Origin of the sequence: Maribacter sp. 6B07, assembly GCF_002700155.1 — a bacterium.
Taxonomy (GTDB): Bacteria; Bacteroidota; Bacteroidia; order Flavobacteriales; family Flavobacteriaceae; genus Maribacter; species Maribacter dokdonensis.
Genome location: NZ_PDUT01000002.1, coordinates 104,248 through 122,980, shown reverse-complemented (window position 1 = coordinate 122,980; position 18,733 = coordinate 104,248). Strand labels below are relative to the sequence as shown.

Sequence of the window (18,733 nt, the reverse complement as noted above, 5' to 3'; positions counted from 1 at the left end):
GCTATGACATCAAAAACAATCTCACAGGGCATATTAAGAGCTATTGGCGTATTGGTAGGTATCGCCATTTTGCTATACTTTCTTTATACTATACAATCTGTTTTGGCCTATTTGGCCATTGCCGCTGTAGTAGCGCTTATAGGCAGCCCACTAGTACGTTTTTTTAGAAAAATTAAGTTGCCCAATATTTTAGCAGTAATACTGACCATGCTTTTAATGGTAGGTGTTCTAGCCGGTATCATAGCCTTGTTTATACCATTACTTTCTGAACAAGGAAAGAACTTGTCCTTATTGGATATTGATGAATTACAAACCAGTTTAAACACCTTATACCATCAAATCACCAATCACCTTGGCCTATCATCTCATATCGTAGAAGACGTTATAGATGATGCCGGTTTAGAAAAAAATATTTTACAAGGTTTGGATATTGGGTTCATTCCTAATTTTCTTAATTCATTTTTAAATGTATTAAGCTCTGCAAGTATTGGCTTATTTTCAGTGCTTTTTATTTCTTTTTTCTTTTTAAAAGACAGCAAATTATTTGAAAATGGATTGTTGATTTTCGTTCCAATTGATAAAAAGAAAGGCACAACGAATTCCATCGGAAAAATAAATGGTTTGTTATCAAGATATTTTGTGGGATTGTTACTTCAAATTTTTATTCTTTTCGTCATTTACACCATAGTACTTTTAATCGTTGGTATTGAGAATGCTGTAGTAATTGCTTTTCTATGTGCGCTGTTCAATATAATACCATATATAGGTCCTATAATTGGCGGTGTAATAATGTTGACCCTTACCATGACCAGTAATTTAGGATCGGATTTTAGCGAAGTTATACTCCCAAAAACAGGTTATGTATTCTTAGGGTTACTCTTTGGCCAATTGGTAGATAACTTCTTCTCACAACCATTCATATTCTCAAATAGTGTAAAATCCCATCCATTAGAAATTTTCCTGGTCATTATTATTGCGGGGCTACTATTTGGTGTTGTAGGTATGATTGTAGCCGTACCGGGTTACACCGCAATAAAAGTTATATTAAAAGAATTTTTATCCGATAACCAAATTGTTAAATCATTGACGCATAATCTTTAGGTAGAGGTGAATTCAGAAATAGTTACAGACGAGGTACAACAATATATTAAGGATAAACTGGGCACAGATGTGCATAAGATACTTTTATCAAAACCGAGGTTCACAGAAGTTTCCTCCAAAGAATTGGTAGAGCAAATTGAATCTAAAACAAAAGCCAAAGCAAAATTACCTTCTTGGTTTTCAACGAAAAATATATACTACCCAAATAAACTGAACTTATCACAAACTTCATCTGAAGTTACGGCGCAATACAAGGCTTCATTAATCAATGGCAAGAGTATTGTTGACATTACAGGTGGTTTTGGGGTAGACGCTTATTCATTTTCACAAAAATTTGAACAAGTAACCCATGTTGAAAAAAATAGTGCCTTGTCTAACATAGCGCAACATAATTTTGAGCAAATGGGCGCTACTAACATTAACTGTATCGCGTCTGAGGGATTAGAGTTTTTAAAAGCCTCAACAACCACTTTTAACTGGTTATATATAGATCCTTCCAGAAGAGACAAAAACAATAAAAAAGTATACTATTTAGCTGATTGTGAGCCAAATATAGTCAACCAAGCATCTTTTTTATTTACAAAGGCCAATAACGTATTGGTTAAAACAGGTCCGTTATTAGATTTAAAAATTGGACTAACAGAATTGAGCAATGTAAAAGAAATACATATTGTTGCGATAAATAACGATGTAAAAGAGGTGTTATGGTTAATGGATAAAGAGTACAATCAAGAACCTATTATAAAAACAATCAATTTTAAAAATAGCATAAAACAAGAGTTCAGTTTTAAACCTAGTGATGAAGAAAATGCAATCTCCATCTTTTCCAAACCACAAAATTACCTTTACGAACCAAATGCAGCTATCTTAAAATCAGGGTCTTTTCAATTTATTGGAGCATTCTTCAAACTAAATAAATTACATCCAAACTCACATCTCTTTACTTCAACAGAGTTAATCAAGTTTCCTGGTAGAGTGTTCAAAATTGAAAGTATCTATGAATATTCTAAAAAATCTTTTAAAAAATCCGGTATCAAAAAAGCCAATATTACTACGAGAAATTTTCCTGATTCAGTGTCTGAAATTAGAAGAAAACTAGGTCTAAAAGACGGTGGTGAAAACTATGTTTTTGCTACAACTGATTTAGAAGGAAAACTAATTTTAATTTCTTGTTTTCGTCACTAAAATGTTCTGAATTTCGGCATAATAACGTTCAAAAATCACATCAACTTAAACAAGAAACTTCGCAAACTACAACGTTGTATATTAACTTTAAACCTTATTTTTCTATACATAATTACAATAAGTTGTTAAAATTTTAACTTCTAGAACAGAAATTTATCTGATCATAAATTATTGATATCTTAATAATTACGGTCTTCTAAAACGATTTTCACAATCAAATTAAAGAAAATTAAACTTTTGACACTTACAAATTAACGCTATCGGATCATCGATTATTAAAGGAAAATTGCTATTATTATACCGGATTTTGATTTTTTTAACATATAATTCCGCAACTATAAATTTTAAAAAGTCAATTTCTACACAATTAATTTAAACTAACAAACAACAATTATGAGTCAAAAACGTGATTACACGTTGATGAGCTCCAGTAAAAGGTCTTCCTTTATTAAATCTGGGGTATTGTCAATGCTTGTTTGCCTAGGCGCACAATTAGTGCAGGCAAATGAAAACACAAGTACTTCAAACAAAGTTGAAGTAGGAGCAGTTCAAACTACTGTTACCGGAACCGTTCTAGATGACACAGGTCAACCTTTACCTGGTGCAAACGTCGTAGAGAAAGGTACTACTAACGGTACACAAACAGATTTTGATGGTAATTATAGCTTAAATGTATCTGCCGGTGCTACGTTGGTATTTAGCTATATAGGATTTAAAAGCACCCAAGTTGCCGTAAACGGCCAGTCAAATGTAAACGCTACCCTAGCCGAGGATGCAGCTGCACTTGACGAAGTTATTGTTTTAGGATATTCTCAACAAACAAGAGGTGACCTTACGGGGTCTGTAGCTTCTGTAGATGTTTCTGAAGCAACCAAGGCACCAGTTGTAAATGCTGCCTCAGCATTACAAGGACGTGTTAGTGGTGTTACCGTAGTACAGAATGCTACACCAGGAAGTCCACCAAAAATTAATATTCGTGGATTTGGTACTAGTAATAACACCAACCCATTATTTATTATAGATGGTCTACAGACAGATGATCCATTTGTACTAAATAGTATAAACCCTAACGATATTGCCCAAATGAACGTTTTAAAAGATGGTGCAGCGGCAATTTACGGTGCAAGAGCATCTAACGGGGTAGTGATTATTACAACCAAAGGTGGTGGTTACAATATGGAAAAACCAATAGTATCTATTGATACTTATACTGGTTTCTCTTCAATAGCGAATACACCAGATTTTTTGAACGCACAACAATTAGGAGATGTCCTATTTCAAAGTGCAGCTAACGATGGTACAGCTTTTGACCACCCACAATACGGAAATGGTTCTTCAGCAATTGTTCCTTCTACCTTAAATGGTTATACCAGAGTTGTTTCTTATGACCCTATTGTAAGAGGTGACGCTTCGGCTACTGTTAACCCTAACGGTACTGATTGGTTAGATGCCATTACAAGAACTTCGGTAATACAAAGTGTTGCCTTTTCTGTTGCAAATGGTGAGGAAAATAGTAAATACTCTCTTTCAGCAAATTATTTAAACAACCCAAGTAACCTTGTAGATACATTTTACAAAATTGGTCAAATACGTTTAAATTCTGAATTTAAACTTGGAGACAAAGTAAGAATTGGAGAGCATTTTAGTGCTGCATATTCCAATGGTAACCAAGGTGGAGCTGGAGCAAGATATGAAGAAGCGGTAAGAAGCAGCCCATTAATTCCTTTATATGATGACAATGGAAACTTTGCTGGTACCGGTGCTCAAGGTACAGGTAACTCAAGAAGCCCATTAGCTCAATTAAGTAGACAAAGTGACAACTTTAATAAGACCTTAAGACTTCTTGGAGATGTATACTTATCAGCTGAGTTAATGGATGGCCTTACTTTCAAAACTACTATTGGTGGAACAATCAATTCATTCAACACCCGTAGTTTCCAAGCTTTAGATCCAGAACATAGTGAGCCGTTAGGAACTAACACACTAACAGAAATAAATCAAGATGGCTATTCTTGGACTTTTACTAACACCTTAAATTACAAGAAAACCTTTGAAAACAGCAAAATAGATGCCTTAGTAGGTATAGAGTCTGTAGAAGATGGAATTAAAGGAAAACAAGTTAGCCGTACAGGTTTCTTATTTGAAACTCCAGATTTTTATTTGTTGAACAATGGTAGCGGAACACCAAACATCGACAATGCTTTTGATTCGGCTACATCTCTTTATTCTTTATTTGGTTCTGCAACGTATTCTTATGCTGACAAATATTTTATAACGGGTACCTTACGTAATGATACCTCCTCTCGTTTTTCAGGGGATAATAAGAGTGATACGTTCCCTTCTATTAGTGCAGGTTGGGTAGTTAGCAAAGAAGATTTTATTTCTTCTGATTCAGCTTTGAGCTGGTTCAAATTAAAAGGTTCATGGGGTCAATTAGGTAATCAATCTTTACCTGCAAGTAACCCTACTATCAATATTTCTTCACTTAATGAGAGTTTAGGTAACTATGCTATTGACGGTAATGCAATTGCTACTGGAGCAATATTATCTTCTGTTGGTAACCCAAATTTACGCTGGGAAACTAGTGAAGCTATTAATGCAGGTGTAGAATTAGGCTTTTTCAATGACAAGTTCAATGTTGATTTTGAATGGTTTAAGATCACTACAAAAGATTTGATTACACAAGATAACAGTTTGATCAGTACTACAGCAATTGATGCTGCGGCACCATACGTAAACTCAGGTAATGTAGAAAACACAGGTTTTGACATTAATCTTAGATACAAAGATGAAACTACATCTGGTTGGAAATATGGGTTTGATGTAAATTTCTCTCATTACAAGAATGAAGTAACAGATTGGATCAGTGAATTCCAAACAGGTGATGATAGCTTCCGTGGTGGAGCAGTATCTAGAACTCAAGTAGGTCAACCAATTTCGTCTTTCTTTGGTAGAGAAGTAATAGGTTTCACAGATGAAGGTAGATTTGAGTATAGAGATATAGATGGTAATAATACTATAGACGATAGTGATAGAACATTTATTGGATCTCCGCATCCAGACTTTACATATGGCTTTAACTTTAACCTAGGTTATAAAGCTTTTGACCTATCATTATTCTTACAAGGTTCTCAAGGAAACGATGTATACAACTACGTTAAGATATTTACAGATTTCCCAACTTTTGTTGATGGAAATAGAAGTGTCAGAGTATTAGATTCTTGGACACCATCAAATACTAATGCTACTTTACCAGCATTAAGTAATTCAATACAAAACAGCGAAACGCAACCTAATTCTTACTTTGTAGAGGATGGCTCTTACTTGCGTTTAAAGAATATACAATTAGGGTATGCTTTCCCTGAAAAAGTGACAAGTAAAATTGGTCTTGATATGTTGAGAGTATACATTCAAGGAACAAACTTGTTTACTATTACAGGATATGATGGCTTTGACCCAGAAATTATATCATCTGTTACCGGTAATAACTTAACATTGGGTGTAGACAACCAGGTTGTACCACAATCTAGAATTCTTACACTTGGATTTAATTTAAAATTGTAAAAAAATGAAAAAGAAATTAATTTATTTATTCACATTATTCGCCGCTATAAGTGCATGTAGCGATGAATTTACAGAGCAACCCGCTATAGGTGCGCTAAGTGATGCTGCCGTTCAAAATGAAGACGGTGTAGAACTACTTTTAATTGGCGCGTATTCAACCTTAGATGGAATTAGAAACAATTTATCAGGTAACGGTTTTGCCGCTAGTGGTGACAACTGGTGGTTTGATGTTATCGCAGATGATGCCCACAAAGGAAGTACAGATGGTGACCAAGCTGATCTTTTTGAAATGGAAGTTTACAACTGGACCACAGGTAACCCATACGTTTTAGGTAAATGGTCGTCAATTTTTGCAGGTGTAAACAGAGCAAATGCCGTTATATCTCTTATTTCTTCAATTGAAGATGCAGATTTAACAGGTAAACTTGCCGAGGCCCGTTTTTTAAGAGGTCATTTTAATTTTGAGTTGCAAAGAATCTACGGAAATGTTCCTTACATTTCTGAAGAAAATTATGCAAATACAGAGTTTAACCAACCAAATCCAGGTCCTATTTGGGATCAGATTGAAGCTGATTTTCAGTTCGCAATGGATAATCTACCTGCTACACAAGAGCAATCCGGTAGACCTACATCTTGGGCAGCCCAGACTTATTTAGGAAAAGTACACTTACAGCAATCAGATTGGGCAGCTGCATTTGATTTATTAGAAGATGTAATCAACAATGGTCCATACAGTTTAAATGCTGAATTCTTGGACAATTTCATTAGCTCAGGTGAGAATAGTTCAGAATCTGTTTTCGCTATTCAGTTCACTGCAGATACCGGACAATCTTTTAACGGTAATATTGGTGGTGTACTAAACTTCCCTAATCCAGGTCCATTTGGTTCATGTTGTGGCTTTTACCAACCTTCTCAAGATTTGGTAAATGCTTTCCAAACTGATGAGGACGGATTACCATTATTAGATACCTTTAATGCTGCTGGTAATGATGTAGCCAATGATTACGGTATTGAAGATGAAGATGCCTTTACACCTCATACCGGACCTTTAGACCCTAGATTAGATTATACTGTAGGTAGAAGAGGTATTGATTATAATGGTTATGGTACATTCCCAGGGCATTCTTGGATCCGTGCAACATTTGCTGATATATCAGGTCCATATTTACCATCCAAAAACGTTTATCAATCTGGTGATACCGACAACCAAGGTACAGGTGCATGGGGTCAGCAACACTCTGGTATAAACTATAACATTATACGTTTTGCAGATGTTCTTTTAATGGGTGCAGAAGCTGCAGTTGAATTAAACGACTTAGCATCAGCATTAACTTGGGTAAACATGGTTAGAAACAGAGCAAAAAGCATGTCTTATGTACAAAATGAAGCTGGTGATGCAGATGCAGCCAATTATGTAATTGAACCTTACACAAGTTTTTCTGATCAAGCATTTGCAAGAAAAGCAGTTCGTCATGAGCGCCGTTTAGAACTTGGAATGGAAGGTCACCGTTTGTTTGACCTAAGAAGATGGGGCAACGGAGTTGAAGTAATCAATGAGTACATTGCTAATGAAAGCCGTACTATTGAAAATTTTGGCACAAAAGCTAACGCATTCGAAGCTAAACATGATTTATTGCCTATACCTTTAAGTGCAATTGATTTAAGTGGAGGTATTTTAGAACAAAACCCAGGTTTTTAAGACCATAAATTCTTTATAATAAGCAGGACATCTAATTGATGTCCTGCTTTTTTTATATCCTAAAAACCTATCCTTATTTAGAATTACCCTGGTTAAATTTTAAATAATTTAAGCCTATAATGCCATCTATTTAACTTTCATAAATTCATTGTAAAACACTATTTTGCATAGTAGATGAACAAATAGACTATTCATTCAAATAGTACTCCTCAACACTTGTCTAAACTCAATTAACTGATAAGAACAATACTTAAACAATAACTTACAACAAACAACACAACAAAAACTAACTGATATGCGTATTATTTCTTACTCTTCAATAATACTGATCGCAATTAGTATCTTTTCATGTACTAAACAAAAATCAACATTATTTCAAATGGTTCCGGGTAATGAATCTGGAATTACCTTCAACAATAAAATAATAGAAACGGATAGCTTTAATATTCTAACTAGCGAATACATTTTTAATGGTGGTGGTGTTGCCGTAGGTGATTTCAACAATGATGAGCTACCGGATATTTTTTTTAGCGGTAATCAAGTAAATAATAAATTATACCTAAATCTTGGTGATTTTAAATTCAAGGATGTTTCAAAAGAATCTGGCATAGAAGCTATTGATCAATGGAATACTGGAGTTGCACTTGCTGACATCAATAATGACGGTTATTTAGACATGTATGTATGTTCTGCAATGTTGAATAGTGACGAGGCCAAAAAAAACATACTATTTGTTCATCAAGGTCTAAATGAAAATGGCGTTCCAATTTTTAAAAATTTAGCAAAAGAATATGGTATAGAAGAATCTGGCAACAGTATGGGCGCTACCTTTTTTGACTACAATAAAGATGGCTTACTTGACCTATATGTACTTAATAATGTAGATATTCATATTTTACCTACCAACTATAGAAAGAAAATTACCGATGGAACTGCATTAAGCAATGATAAATTATACAAGAACAACGGCGACGGCACTTTTACAGATGCTACCGTTGAAGCAGGTATAACTATTGAAGGTTTTGGTTTAGGGCTCTCTATATCTGACCTTAACTATGACGGCTGGCCAGATATTTATGTAAGTAATGACTATTTGACCAATGACCTTCTTTATATCAATAACCAAGACGGAACATTTACCAATCAAATTGCATCTCGTATAAAGCACCAAAGCAAATTTTCTATGGGTAATGATATATCTGACTTTAACAATGATGGTTATTTAGATATTGTAACCTTGGATATGCTTGGCGAAACCAACAGAAGGTTAAAAACTACCTTATCTGGGCATAAATACACTGAATATATTTTGAACGAAAGATTTGGTTATGAATACCAACACACTAGAAACATGCTTCAAAAAGGCAATGGCAACAACATACCTTACAGCGAAATAGGTTTATTGGCTGGCGTGTCAAAAACAGATTGGAGTTGGTCACCACTTTTTGCGGATATGGACAATGATGGCTACCAAGACTTAATGATTACAAATGGCTTTCCTAGAGATATTACCGATTTGGATTTTGGCGATTTTAAATTTAATGTTAGTAGATATCTTAGTCCTGCACAAATCTTAGATTCAATTCCTAAAATTAAGATTCCAAACTATGCCTATAAAAATAATCATAACAATGGTTTTACTGATGTAAGTAATGATTGGGGCATTGGCATACCATCATTTTCTAACGGTGCTGCATTTGCCGACCTTGACAATGACGGGGATTTAGACTATATCATAAACAATATTAATGATGAAGCATCCATATTTGAAAATACTACAGACACAAGTGATGAAAAAAATAATTATTTGAGCATAGCTTTAAATAACACCTCCTCCAATACCTTAAAGGATGGAGCTAAAATTGTTGTTCGGCTAAATGATGGCACATTTCAGTATAAAGAATATCACACCTATAGGGGCTACATGTCTACCGTTGAGGATATATTTCATTTTGGTCTTGGTGATGCAACAAAAGTTAAGTCTATCGAAGTTTTATGGCCAGATAATAAATACCAAAAATTGACCGACATTGAAAGTAACCAACGTATAATATTAGAGGCCAAAAATGCAAAGACAGTAAAAAATAACAGCCTTGTTTTTCCATTCGTCCCCAAAAAGGAAAAACCAATTTTTAGAGAAGTTTCAAAAGATATTGGGGTAACGTTTTTACATGAAGAAAAAGATATCATCGATTATAACATTCAACGTACATTACCGCATAAACTAACACAAAATGGTCCATTTACCACTGCTGGAGATTTAAACGGTGATGGTCATCAAGATTTTATAGTTGCCAGTTCTGCCGGTATGTCGCCACAATTATTTTTCCAAAATGCGCAAGGTCATTTTACACAAAAACCTTTGTTCACCGATGAGGAAAATAAAAAATATGAAGAAGAAAGTATTGCTTTGTTTGATTTAGATAATGACGGCGATCTAGACATGTATCTCGTTTCTGGCAGTAACGAGTTTAAATTGGATAGCAATTATTACAATCATAGGTTACTAACAAACGATGGTAACGGAAATTTCATGCTTACTACGGATAAAATGCCATTGGTTAAAACAAGTGGTTCTACAGTAGCTATTACCGATTACGACCATGACGGATATGTTGATCTTTTTGTTGGTGGCAAAACTCCTTTTTCTAAATTCCCCAATCCTGACAAAAGTTTTATTTTAAAGAACGAAAAAGGTATTTTAAAAGATGTTACGGACAATATAGCTCCAGACCTTCGTCATATAGGAATGGTAAACGATGCTGTATGGGCAGACGTTGATTTGGATGGAAATGAAGATCTAATTATTGTGGGTGAATTTATGCCTATTACCATTTATAAAAATAACCTTACACGTTTTTCGAAATTGGAAAATACCGGGGTAGACAGTTTATTTGGCTGGTGGGAGAGTATAACAAAAACAGATGTTGACAATGATGGTGATATAGATTTTATAATAGGTAATTTAGGTATGAACAACTTTTACAATTCTACACCTGAAAAACCTGTTAATCTGATTGCCAAAGATTTTGATAACAATGGTACTTTAGACCCAGTCATGTTCGCTTACTTTAAAGAAAGCTTTGAAAACCCTACCTACAAATCATTTCCTGTAAACTTTTGGGGAGATTTAAATGGCCAAAGTCCTATTTTCAGAGCCAAGTACAATTCTTTTAAAGCCTATTCAAGGGCAACAATCACAAGCTTGTTTTCTAATGAAGAATTACAAAATTCAACTAAATTAACAGCTAATTATGACAAAAGCATAGTGCTGCTAAATGAAGGTGAGGGTAAATTTTCACATATGCCTTTACCTATTGATGCACAAGTAGCCCCTATTAACGGTTCAATAACGGTAGATTTTAATGAAGACGGTTATAATGACATCTTATTAATTGGCAATAATTTTGGTAATGAAGTTTTTGTAGGTCGTAATGATGCCTTAAACGGTCTGCTATTGCAAAATGATGGTAATGGTAATTTTAAATCGGTATCAACTAGCAAAAGCGGCTTTTTTGTTCCTGGTGATGCAAAAAGTATCACTACCGTTAAAAATAGTAAGAACGCACTACCCTATTATATTGTTACGCAAAACAGAGATTCTATAAGAATTTTTCAAAAAAACTAGTTCGCATGAATTCATTAATTTGAGCAAGCCTAATTAAATAGAGGATATTTAAACATCTCAAGAGAATATCCAACTTTTGTTAGCTATTTAAATTAAAATAAAAAAGGGTGAAATAATCTGTGAGGTTACAGATTATTTTACCCTTTTTTGCTTGACACCTCACTTAACTTGTATTTATTACCCTACAAAATCATACCTGAACGACATCTAATTATCGACAAACAACACCACTGAAACTACAAATAAACTATTCATAAAATTTAATAGGTAAAATTGGTTTTTTGATAAATTATTAACTAATATTATAATAATATTACGTTAATCTTAACTAAAATTAAGATTAGTTAATAAATCAACAATTAATCAAACAACAACTAATTATGAATCAAAAACTAGATTTTAGATCATTAAAATCCAAGAAAAGACAGTCAGTCTTAAGAAGCGGATTTTTATTGATTTTAGCGTCTTTATGCTTTAATGGCCTTAGCGCTAATGAAAAGCCAAACGAAATTAAGTACAATGAACCCCTCAAGGTTCAAACAACTGTGACCGGTACGGTATTAGATGACCTAGGCACTCCGTTACCTGGTGCCAGTATCATTGAAAAAGGTACCACAAATGGAACCCAAACCGACTTTGATGGTAATTTTACCATAAACGTAGCGACATCTGCAACCTTAGTAGTGAGTTACGTAGGTTTTAAAACTGTTGAAATAGCTGCTAGCTCCTCTCCTATTTCAGTAACCTTAACCGAAGATGCCGCTGCTTTGGATGAGGTTGTTGTAACAGGATATGGTTCTCAGTCTAAAAGAGATGTAACCGGTTCAGTTTCAACAGTAGATGTTGAAGAGCTAAATGCCGTGCCTGCTACTACTTTTGCACAACAACTACAAGGTAGGGCTGCCGGTATTGGTATTGTAAATGATGCAACTCCCGGTGGTGAGGCTACGGTAAGAATTAGAGGTTTTGGTACCATTGGTAACAATGACCCTCTATACGTTATTGATGGGGTACCTTCAAGATCACAAGCAAACCTTAACCCAAATGACATAGAATCTTTACAGGTTCTTAAAGATGCATCCGCAGCATCAATTTACGGTTCAAGAGCTGCAAATGGTGTAATAATTATCACCACCAAAAAAGGTAAAATGGGTAAACCGGTCATCACCTATGATACCTATTACGGTTTACAGTCGGGATTAGGAGAAGTAGAAGCCTTAAATGCTGCGGAGTTAGGTGAATACCTTTATTTAGCCGATCTATATGCTGGCAAGGATCCTAGTCATGGTCAATATTCTTTTGGCCCAAATGGAGAAATAGGAATACCTGACTATGTTTTCCCAAGTGGCGCCATGGAAGGTGATCCCGGTACAGACCCCGATTTGTATGCATTGGAAGAAGGTAATATTTATGCTATTGTGCGCGCCGCCGATACCAATTGGTGGAATGAAGTAACTAGAACCGCACCAATTTTAAACCATCAAATATCAGCCTCTGGCGCAACTGAAAATGCAAGATATGCCTTTACACTAGGTTACTTTGCTCAAGATGCGATAACTAAATTTGTAGGCTACAATAGAACATCCATTCGTGCAAATACAGAATTTAAAGCATTAAATAAAAAGTTAACTGTTGGTGAAAACCTTTCTGTAAACTTTGACAATAGAAAAGGTGGTTTTGGAAATGATGAAGAACAAAATGCAGTTTCGGGTTCGTATAAACATCATCCACTTTTACCTATCTACGATATTGCCGGTAACTTTGCAGGTAGTAGAGGTGCTAACCTAGGTAACAACTTTAACCCATATGCAACTTTATACAGAGAGCAAGACAACAGAACATATCGCTTACGTGTATTCGGTAACGTTTTTGCCTCTTATGACATTACGGACGACTTGCAGGTGAAAACTAGTTTTGGTGTAGATGCTACAGGTGAAAGAGGTAGGTATTTAAGAAGACAAAACCCAGAGTATGTAGAAGGAAACTTCATCAGCGGATCTACTTCCACTAACAGGTATGAATATCAATGGCAATGGAATACGGTTTTGACCTATGCTAAAACTTGGAATGAAGTCCATAATTTTGATGCTTACGTAGGGGTTGAGGGTATTGAGGCTTATGGTGAAGAATTTGGGGCCAGTAGAAATGGCTATGCTTTTGAAACACTTGACATTCAACGCTATTTAGATTTAGGTGATGCTACCACGGCGAGTAACTACGGGTATGCATTTAGAGATTATACGCTGTTTTCTGAATTTGGAAAGCTGAATTATAACTACGATGGAAAATATTTAGCTCAGTTTATATTAAGAAATGATGCTTCATCTAGGTTTCAATCTGCTTCTAGGAGTGCAATATTCCCTGCTTTTAGTTTAGGTTGGAGAGTATCAGACGAGGCCTTTATGCAAAATCTAGAAAAGGTAGATGAACTTAAACTTAGATATGGTTGGGGTAAAACGGGTAACCAAGAAATTGGAGATTACAATTCTTATACTACTTACCGCTCCAATATTTTCAACGCAGGATATCCAATTGATGGAGCAACGGGTGCACCAACTTTAGGTTTTGACGTTCAAAGTTATGGTAACCCAAATGCTAAATGGGAAACTACTACATCAAACAACATTGGTGTTGACCTTTCAATGTTCGATAGAAGATTTAATATTGGTCTTGATTTATGGGACAGGATAACGACAGATATGTTGTTTAGAAGACAAATCACGTATACCGCAGGTGATGCACAAGCACCATTCTTCAATGTTGGTGAAATGACCAATAAAGGTGTAGACTTACAAATATCTTGGGACGATAAAAAAGGCGACTGGGGTTACGGTGTTAGCTTCAACCTTTCTGCTTACAAAAACGAGGTTAATAAATTAAGTGAAACAAATGACGGTACCGTTTTGTTTGGTGATGCTTCAAGAGTTCCTTCTTTAACCATAACAGAAGTTGGCGAACCAATATCATCTTTCTATGGCTTTAAGACAGAAGGGATTTTCCAATCTCAGGCAGAGGCAGATGCTTGGCCTACATATGGCAGCTACAATGCACCTGGTAAATTGAAGGTAACAGATGTGAATAATGATGGGCAGATAGATGATGATGATAGAACGATCATTGGAAGTCCGCACCCAGATTTCACCTATGGTGTCAATATAGATGTTAGTTACAAAAACCTGGCCTTGAACATATTTGGTAATGGTTCTGAAGGAAATGACATTTACAACTACGTAAGGTATTTTGCAGATTTCAACACCTTTCAAGGAAACAGATCAAAAAGAGCGCTTTATGATGCATGGCAACCTGCCAACCCTTCTGCTCCCATTAGCGAATGGGTAGCGGCTAATCCAAATGCCACTGTGCCAATAATGGATGCTAACGATCAAATTAGTAGTAGACCTTCATCTTATTTCATTGAAGATGGTAGTTATTTTAGACTTAAAAATGTTCAGTTGACCTATTCATTCCCTTCAGATTTAATGGAAAAAATAGGTATTTCAAGAGGACAGATATATGTACAGGGTCAAAACTTAGCTACATGGACAAAGTACACAGGTTTAAACCCCGAGATACAAGCAGGCAATAGAGATGACGCTACATTAGGCTTTGATGGCGGTTACATGCCGGTATCGCGTACCTATACATTAGGTCTAAGATTAACCCTTAACTAAAAAATCTAATTGCTTAAAAAAGCTATCATTTAATGAAACATATAAAATTTTAATGATGAAAAGAAAAAATATAATATTAATGGTATTTATCTGTATGGCCATCTTTACGGTTGGTTGTAGCGATGAATTTTTAACACGAACTCCAGAGGGGCAATTTGGTACAAATAGTCTTGAAACGGAAGATGGTTTAGATGGCATTCTATTGGGTGCCTATGCCATGATTGACGGTGCAGGTTTAGATGGCACTGCAGATTGGAACGTTACGGTAGAAAACTGGGCATTTAACATAGCTTCGGATGATGCACTAAAGGGTACCGATGCGGGTGACCAACCAGAGCAGTCTTTTATTGAAGCCTATGACTATCAATCTTTCAATGGTCATATTACAAATAGATGGAGATCATTGTTCAAAGGTGTAGCTAGAGCAAACAATGCCATTAACGCCGCCAATAGTTTAGAAGATCTTTCTGATGAAAAGAGAACCCAAGTGATTGCAGAAGCGCGATTTTTAAGAGGTATTTTTCATATGGAAGCACGCAAAATGTGGAGAATGCCACCTTACATTGGCGAGGAAGATTACATTTTAGATGATGTTGAAAGCACCAAAGTGCCTAATGATCGTGAAATATGGCCGTTTATTGAAGCTGATTTTGAAGCTGCAGCGGCAAGTTTACCCACAACACAAAGTCAAGTAGGTAGACCTACTAGTTGGGCAGCTAAAGCTTTCTTGGCCAAATCAAAAATGTACCAGGGTTGGGACGAGAATGGAACGCCTAATACCGCAAAACTTGGTGAGGCCAAAACTTTGCTAGATGAAATTGTGAACTCAGGTGTATTTAGCCTTGCCACTAAATTTGAAGATAATTTTTTGGTAGCCACAAGAAATAACCCAGAGTCTATATTTGAAATTCAATATGCCGTAAGTAGTGCTGCAGATCAAGCCTCTAGTAGAGGTATGGGTCTTGCCCACCCTTATACAGACCCTTGGGGTTGTTGCGGATTTTATCAGGTATCACAAAACTTGGTAAATGCCTATAGAACCGAAGCAGGATTACCTTTGATCGATAATTTTGATGCTGAGGACATCAGTATAGATACCAATGAAGATGGTACTAGTGCTGAAACGGCTACTTTAGACCCTAGAATAGATCATACTTTAGGAAGACCTGGAATACTTTACAAAGGTTTCAAAATCTATCAAACCGATTTTGTTAGAGATTTGTCATATGCAGGTCCTTTCTTCTCTAAGAAGCATGTGGCAGAGCCAGAAGGTTTTGGTGTTGGCGGATGGGGAAATCTATCAGCAAACAATTACAGATATATGCGCTATGGCATGATTCTATTATGGTTGGCAGAAGCAGAAGTGGAAGTAGGAAGTTTAGAAAGAGCTCGTGAACTTGTAAATGAAATTAGAACAAGAGCCGCTAATCCTGATGGATTTGTACCCTTGGCCACACAAGGTACGGACAGAAATGATTTCAGCATTGTAGAGGGCGAAGCTGCAGCAAATTATGATATTGCAACGTATGATGCACCCTGGACGGACAAAGCTGCCGCAAGGGATGCCGTACGTTTTGAAACAAGATTGGAATTTGCCATGGAAGGTCACCGCTATTGGGATCTGGTCCGTTGGGGAATTGCCGCTGAAACCTTAAACAACTACATAGCCAGTGAGTCTCAACATAGAACATACTTAGTAGGAAAATCTTTTACGGAGGGAAAAAATGAATATTTCCCTATACCAAGTCAAGCAATTGATAGATCTGCAGTTGATGGTCAACCAACATTGACACAAGATCCAGCTTACTAATTAAAATAATTGTTAATTGTTAGTTGCATAAAGAGTGGTCAAATTATTTTTTTGGCCACTCTTTATTAACTTAAAACTACTCGGTTAAACTATTGATAGACACCTATTAAATGAGTTCTAATATAGACCGGTATTTCGTTGAGACCATCGTCTAATTTTAACTTCATTACTTCAGAAGGTACCAAGGGCATATGGCAGGAAATACAATTTAGCGTTTCAGTATGTTTATTTACCTCAACGCTACTATTAATAGCTGTAATAGTATGGCAAGACAAACACTTTGCATTGAAAACATCTTGTTCACCTCGTTCATTTTCATGTGGACTATGACAAGTAATGCAATCCATTTTTAAAGAATTCACAAAACACTTGCTTTCACTGAGAAGCCCCATTTGATTTCCATGAACATCTAATTTGAGATTTCTATTGTTATTCTGATAATTTTTGGAGTAGGCCGATAATGTATCGCCAGCAATAAAGGAGAACGGATTACCTTTTACCTGTTGTGCTTGTAACCCAGAGTGACATACGGCACAGGCATCTAAGCGCTGTTGTTGGGTGTACTTACCATAATTATCTACATGCACACCTACTTTCGCATTAGGGTTGGTCCTATGGTAAACTACGTGTTCTTCTAATGGTCCATGACACCTTTGGCAATCAATACCTAGCAACAATTTATTTCGGTTATAAATATTTCCGTTACCAGATTCATTTTTGTTTTCGGCAAAGGTCACATGACATTTTAAACAATTATCATCTACAGGTCTATTGAAAGAGTACTCGGGAAAATTGGGACTATTGACCCAAGTATTGGCAGGCTCAAAATAGGATACCTGTAATTGATACAGCTTATCATCTTCCCAGCTAAGATAACTTTGCCCTTTGACACCAGAACCAATAGTAATATCCAGCTTAGATTTCACCAAGGCAGTATCGCCAAACTTTGGTTTGGTCAATTGATAAATCCCATCGTTTTCTTTTATTAATTTTAAACGCACCCCTTTTAGGTTCAGCTCATTGGAGCCTTCGGCAAGTTTACCTTTAATGTGTTCTTCATTGGCAATCGCTGAGGTGTTGTAATGGGCTGTTTTTACATGGCTCTTAAAAATATCTTCATGGCATTCTATGCAGGTATCCTGAGCTACAAAGTTTTTGCCATTATAATGTGTAGCTACGATTTCCGGCTCTAAATAATCCGAGATTGTAACAGTATGTTTTAGATACCATAAGATATAAACAAGCAATACAAGTACAATTGACCATAAAATGTATTTTGTATGCTTGCTTTTCATTGTAGTTTTTAAAATCTACTTTAATTCCTGGTTCATAAACCAATCATAAAGTGCATCGGTCTCATAAGCTTTTATCCATGCACTATGACCTACGTTAGGATATCTTGTGAAAATTACCTCATATCCCATTTCCTTTAATTTAGCCACCATATTTTCAGACTCTGAGAATGGAATGGATTTATCTTTCTCACCATGAAAGACCCATATGGGCATTTCCCTATTGATCCACGAAGCATAGGGCAATGGTGCCATACCACAAACTACTGCCATTGCAGCAAATGTATTGGGATACTGCACTGCCATTTCCCATGCAGCGCCACCACCCCTACTTAATCCGGTTATATAAATCCGTTTTTTGTCTATTCTATTATTATCCACAATAGAATCCAATAACTGTTTAACAGCCCTTGTATTCCACCATTTCTTGGCGTTGGGGTTCTGTGGCGCCAAAATCAAAAATGGGAACTTTTTTCCTTGAACTATCAATTTTGGAGGACCATTTCTCTTCACCGTGACCAGGCTATCACCAGATTCACCACCACCGTGCAAAAACAATAAGATCGGAAACTCTTTATCAGGTTCGTCCTCATAATCCTCAGGATAGTACAAATAATAAGATAATTTCTCTTTTACATTGGTCTCCATCTCAGCGTCTATTAGACTAGGCTTTTCTTGAGATGCACAACTTTGAAAAATAATCAATAGAACTATATACGGGACAATCCTCATCATAAAAACAATTTACGCTCAAATGTACCTAAAAACAAGTTGTATTAAAGT

General features: G+C 35.8%; 9 protein-coding genes. 7 read left to right on the top strand and 2 right to left on the bottom strand.

The genetic code is table 11. The annotated features are described in order from the left end of the window. Positions 1-3 precede the first annotated feature (3 nt). The 7 genes from CSC80_RS10305 to CSC80_RS10275 all read left to right on the top strand — a co-directional run bounded on the left by CSC80_RS10305 (position 4) and on the right by CSC80_RS10275 (position 16,658). A complete protein-coding gene (locus CSC80_RS10305; protein WP_071341796.1) occupies positions 4-1,101 on the top strand; it encodes an AI-2E family transporter in 1,098 nt (365 codons plus the stop codon). Positions 1,102-1,107: 6 nt separating this feature from the next. Continuing rightward, positions 1,108-2,286 carry an SAM-dependent methyltransferase gene (locus tag CSC80_RS10300; protein WP_099191612.1) on the top strand — a complete coding sequence of 393 codons (1,179 nt, stop codon included), beginning with the start codon at positions 1,108-1,110 and terminating at the stop codon, positions 2,284-2,286. Positions 2,287-2,679: 393 nt separating this feature from the next. After that, a complete protein-coding gene (locus CSC80_RS10295) occupies positions 2,680-5,850 on the top strand; it encodes a TonB-dependent receptor (RefSeq protein WP_236973372.1) in 3,171 nt (1,056 codons plus the stop codon). Positions 5,851-5,854: 4 nt separating this feature from the next. Then, entirely contained in the window at positions 5,855-7,549 is a 1,695-nt protein-coding gene (locus CSC80_RS10290; protein ID WP_099191610.1) for a RagB/SusD family nutrient uptake outer membrane protein, read from the top strand. 295 nt (positions 7,550-7,844) lie between these two features. Further along, complete coding sequence (locus tag CSC80_RS10285) at positions 7,845-11,177, top strand: VCBS repeat-containing protein (protein ID WP_099191608.1); 3,333 nt, start codon at positions 7,845-7,847, stop codon at positions 11,175-11,177. A gap of 380 nt (positions 11,178-11,557) precedes the next feature. Further along, positions 11,558-14,848, top strand: a complete 3,291-nt coding sequence (locus CSC80_RS10280; protein WP_099191606.1) for a TonB-dependent receptor — start codon at positions 11,558-11,560, stop codon at positions 14,846-14,848. 52 nt (positions 14,849-14,900) lie between these two features. Continuing rightward, positions 14,901-16,658: a RagB/SusD family nutrient uptake outer membrane protein gene (locus CSC80_RS10275; protein ID WP_236973371.1), complete on the top strand. Its 1,758-nt coding sequence runs from the start codon at positions 14,901-14,903 to the stop codon at positions 16,656-16,658. A gap of 89 nt (positions 16,659-16,747) precedes the next feature. Here CSC80_RS10275 and CSC80_RS10270 read toward each other — a convergent pair whose 3' ends face one another. Together CSC80_RS10270 and CSC80_RS10265 are read right to left on the bottom strand one after the other, a co-directional pair. Continuing rightward, a complete protein-coding gene (locus tag CSC80_RS10270) occupies positions 16,748-17,953 on the bottom strand; it encodes a cytochrome c3 family protein (RefSeq protein ID WP_099191602.1) in 1,206 nt (401 codons plus the stop codon). 15 nt (positions 17,954-17,968) lie between these two features. Next, the gene (locus CSC80_RS10265) at positions 17,969-18,685 is read right to left on the bottom strand and encodes a PHB depolymerase family esterase (RefSeq protein ID WP_058103302.1); all 717 of its coding nucleotides are present in this window, start codon (positions 18,683-18,685) and stop codon (positions 17,969-17,971) included. Positions 18,686-18,733 lie beyond the last annotated feature (48 nt).

Bases quoted from the DNA above. Each gene is read 5' to 3' on its own strand.
- CSC80_RS10305 (WP_071341796.1), top strand. From the start codon at position 4: ATGACATCAAAAACAATCTCACAGGGCATATTAAGAGCTATTGGCGTA.
- CSC80_RS10295 (WP_236973372.1), top strand. From the start codon at position 2,680: ATGAGTCAAAAACGTGATTACACGTTGATGAGCTCCAGTAAAAGGTCT.
- CSC80_RS10290 (WP_099191610.1), top strand. From the start codon at position 5,855: ATGAAAAAGAAATTAATTTATTTATTCACATTATTCGCCGCTATAAGT.
- CSC80_RS10285 (WP_099191608.1), top strand. From the start codon at position 7,845: ATGCGTATTATTTCTTACTCTTCAATAATACTGATCGCAATTAGTATC.
- CSC80_RS10280 (WP_099191606.1), top strand. From the start codon at position 11,558: ATGAATCAAAAACTAGATTTTAGATCATTAAAATCCAAGAAAAGACAG.
- CSC80_RS10275 (WP_236973371.1), top strand. From the start codon at position 14,901: ATGATGAAAAGAAAAAATATAATATTAATGGTATTTATCTGTATGGCC.
- CSC80_RS10270 (WP_099191602.1), bottom strand. From the start codon at position 17,953: ATGAAAAGCAAGCATACAAAATACATTTTATGGTCAATTGTACTTGTA.
- CSC80_RS10265 (WP_058103302.1), bottom strand. From the start codon at position 18,685: ATGATGAGGATTGTCCCGTATATAGTTCTATTGATTATTTTTCAAAGT.